The following is a 3,827-nucleotide window of genomic DNA, read 5'->3' on the forward strand; positions in this document are numbered from 1 at the left end:
GGACGTGTACCACAAGATGTACCTGCCGACGTACGGGGTGTTCGACGAGGACCGGTATTTCCGTCGCGGTGACACGTGTCCAGTTTACATAATCAATGGCACCAGCGTAGGCGTGAGTATATGCGAGGACATCTGGCACCCCATGGGGCCGATGGTAGTGCAGCGGGGGGTGGGGGCCGAGGTGGCGGTGAACATTAACGCGTCGCCGTTCAGCGCGGGGAAGCAGAGCTTTCGGGAGAGGATGATAGCGACCCGCGCATCGGACAACGGGCTGTACACAGCGTATTTGAACCTGGTGGGCGGACAGGACGAGCTTGTTTTCGACGGAAGCAGCACAATTTTCAGCCCGGATGGACAACTGCTGACCAGGGGCAGGGCATTTGAGGAGGAGCTGCTGGTGGCGGACATGGATGTGACGGACGTGCTGCGGAGCCGGCTTCGGAACCCGCTGGCGCGGAAGGCGCAGCCGGATATCCATAAGAGCATCGGCGCGTCTAAGACTCTGAAGGTGTCCAACTATACGCCGAAGAAGCGGCAACTGGTAAACCACAGGGAGCCTGTGAAGCCGTTGTCAAAAGAAGAAGAGGTGTACAAGGCCCTGGTCACGGGTACCCGCGACTACGTGCGGAAGACCGGGTTCTCGAGGGTGATTATAGGGCTGTCTGGAGGGATAGACTCGGCGCTGACGGCGTGCGTGGCGTCGGACGCACTGGGGTCACAGAACGTCCTGGGGGTGTCCATGCCGTCGCGGTTCTCCAGCGAGGGTAGCATCGTCGACGCCAAGATGCTGGCGCATAACCTGGGGATAGAGATGTGGACGGTACCCATTGAGGAAGCGCACCAGGCGTATTTGAACACGCTAGAGCCCACGTTCCGTGGCACTCAGCCGAACGTCACCGAGCAGAATATACAGTCGCGGATTCGCGGGAACATTTTGATGGCGATATCGAACAAGTTCGGGTGGCTGGTGCTGACGACGGGGAACAAGAGCGAGATGGCCATGGGCTACGCGACGCTGTACGGGGATATGGCGGGGGGCTTCGCGGTGATAAAGGACGTGCCGAAGACGCTGGTATATGAACTGGCGAACTGGCGGAACGCCCATGGGACACCGTCGAAGCCGATACCGCAGGCGTCGATAGATAAGGCGCCGAGCGCGGAGCTTCGGCCCAAGCAGACAGACCAGGACGACTTGCCGGCGTATGACCTGCTGGACAAGATATTGAAGCTGTACGTGGAGGAGGAGCGGAGCTACCAGGAGATTGTGGCGTCGGGATTTGATCCTGAGGTGGTGAAGAGGGTTATTCGGACGGTGGACCTGAACGAGTACAAGCGCCGGCAGGCGCCGCCTGGGGTGAAGATTACGCAGAGGGCTTTTGGGAAGGATAGGAGGATGCCGATAGTGAATAGGTATAGTGGATTCTGAGCCTCTTAATACTAAACGAACCCTTAATCTAACACAGCCATCCCTGTTTTTAATTGGGATACCACCCCTAGCCCCTTCCCCGACTGCATCGGGACTGAGTACAGCCTGCTGGAAGGGGAAAGAAAAGTAAGATCACCTCATCACCCTCCTTCGGCCAGGCTCAGGACTGCGTCTAATTCCCTCTTCTCCTTCGCAATAGGAGAAGAGGGAGAACCTGAGGAGACAGCCGCAGCCCACACTTCCCCTGAAGGATGTGAACTCCCGAATCCACATCGGTTTGCCGTTGTTGGGGTAAAGATGCCGTGATAGGATAGCGCCAGTTGCTGGGAGGAGGTTAGTTATGGCTGCTGTTAAGTATTCCCTTCAAGATTTCATCGCTGATATGGACTCTTTGCTGTCGAGCAAGCCTGACCAGAAGAGGATTTTTGATAAGGGGTCGACATACCTTGAGCGGCTCATTGGAAATCCAGAGGCGATACCTGCCGAGTACCGCAGGCCGCTGGGCCGGGGGCCGAGGCCGCATCATGGGACGTATCGGTTGCACAAGGGGAGCAACGGGCTGTCGTTAATATCGGTTGTGTGGGGGCCTGGGGACCATATAGACCCGCACGACCACCACACGTGGGGGATGATTGGCGTGATGGACAACTTCCTGGCGGAGACGCGGTTCAAGCGGGTGGATGACCGTCGGAAGAAGGACTACGCGAGGATAGAGAAGGACCGGCTGGCGGTGTCGAAGCCCGGGGAGGTGTCGCTGCTGGTGCCGGACGTGGACGAGATCCATCAGATTGATAACGAGACGAGAAAGCCGACGGTGGAGATACACGTTTACGGACACGACCTGGGAGACCTGGAGCGGTGCAAATTTGACGCTGCGACGGGGAGGGTCAGCGTGTTCAGGTCCGGCAAGTATGATAACGAGTAGGACGGAGGACACTATTTGGCTAAGCGTGGTCAAATACGTTCGTCCTCTCCAGATAAATGTCGCTAATTGCTGATTCCAGTGGCACACGGTATACGCGTTAATGAGAATATTACGGGGCGTGTCAGTAAGATGCCGGGCCTGGTTGCCGTCATAACAGATTCCTCGGCTACGTCCTTCCGAGTGCAGAAGGACTCCGCCCGGAATGACAGTTCTATTGTTGGTTGTCATCAATACAGGTCTCAATTAGCACCAGGCGTTCACGAGGGGAGAGGACCAGCGGAGGCTCAGTCGGCCAGCGAGCCTCCGTTTAGCCTAGAGCAGTACACCGGCAATGGAAAAGAACGAGGATGGGGGTACCCATGGCTACCCAGTTGACGCCGGAGGCTGTTCGACGGTTTATGGCTGAGGGCGGGGAAGCCGCGTTTATTGATGTTAGGGACCAGGGGAACTACAACAGCACGCACATACCAGGGTTCAGCAGTCTGCCGCGCCGCTTGATTGAGTTTGATCTGAAATGGATGGCGCCTTACAAAGGGGTGAGGCTGGTGCTGTGCGACGATAACGGCCGGCAGGCCGGGCTGGCGGCGTCGACGGTGGAGAGGATGGGGTATACCGACGTATGTGTCCTTGAGGGCGGGGTGAACGCATGGACGACGGCGGACCTGCCCACGGAATGGGGAACCAACGTGTCTAGCAAGGACTTTGGGGAGCGGATGGAGGTGGAGCATCATGTACCGGAGATAGACTCGCTAGAACTGAAGGAGAGGCTGGACCGGGGCGAGAAGATTGTGATGCTGGACACTCGAACACCGGAGGAGCATCGCAACTTTTGCATACCCGGCAGCAGCGTGCTACCTAACGGGGAGATACCGCTGCGTATACATGACATAATCAAGGAGCAAGGCAAGGACACCACCATACTGCTGCACTGCGCGGGGAGGACTCGAAGCATCATCGGGACGCGGACGCTGCAGAGGATGGGATTGAAGAATGTCTACGGGCTGAAGAACGGGACGGCGGGGTGGACACTGGCGGGACTGGAGCTGGAGAGGGGGTCGCAGAGAAACGCACTTGGGGCGGTGTCGTCGGAGGGGTTGAAGGCGGCGGAGGCTTACGCGGACCGGGTGGCGAGAGAGGACGGAGTGCTTTATGTAGATGTGGCGGGGCTAGAAGGGTTGATGGGGAAACGGTCCAGCCAGACGGTGTATCTGATCGACGTGCGGACGGAGGAGGAGTATAGGAAGGGACATATATCGGGCTTTCGGTGGTTTCCGGGCGGGCAGGCGGTGCAGCGTTCCGATGATGTGGGGGCGGTGCGGGATGGAGTCATCATATTCGCATGCGACGGCAGGGCCAGGGCGTCGGTAACGGCCTCTTGGTTCCGGCAGATGGGCTATCCGAATGTTTATGTCTTGCAGGGCGGCGTTAAGGGGTGGGAGGCAACGGGCAGGGGGCTGGAGGGGGGGATGCCGGAGA

At 58.5% G+C, this 3,827-nt stretch carries 3 protein-coding genes; all 3 read left to right on the forward strand.

What is annotated here, in order from left to right:
• A partial coding sequence (locus FJ320_12845) for an NAD+ synthase (protein MBM3926831.1) occupies positions 1 to 1,426 on the forward strand: 1,426 nt, incomplete at its 5' end.
• Between the two features lie 340 nt (positions 1,427 to 1,766).
• Entirely contained in the window at positions 1,767 to 2,351 is a 585-nt protein-coding gene (locus FJ320_12850; GenBank protein MBM3926832.1) for a hypothetical protein, read from the forward strand.
• A gap of 347 nt (positions 2,352 to 2,698) precedes the next feature.
• On the forward strand, positions 2,699 to 3,827 hold a 1,129-nt coding region (locus FJ320_12855; GenBank protein ID MBM3926833.1), incomplete at its 3' end, for a sulfurtransferase.

The sequence above is a fragment of the SAR202 cluster bacterium genome (assembly GCA_016872285.1).
GTDB lineage: Bacteria > Chloroflexota > Dehalococcoidia > Lucifugimonadales.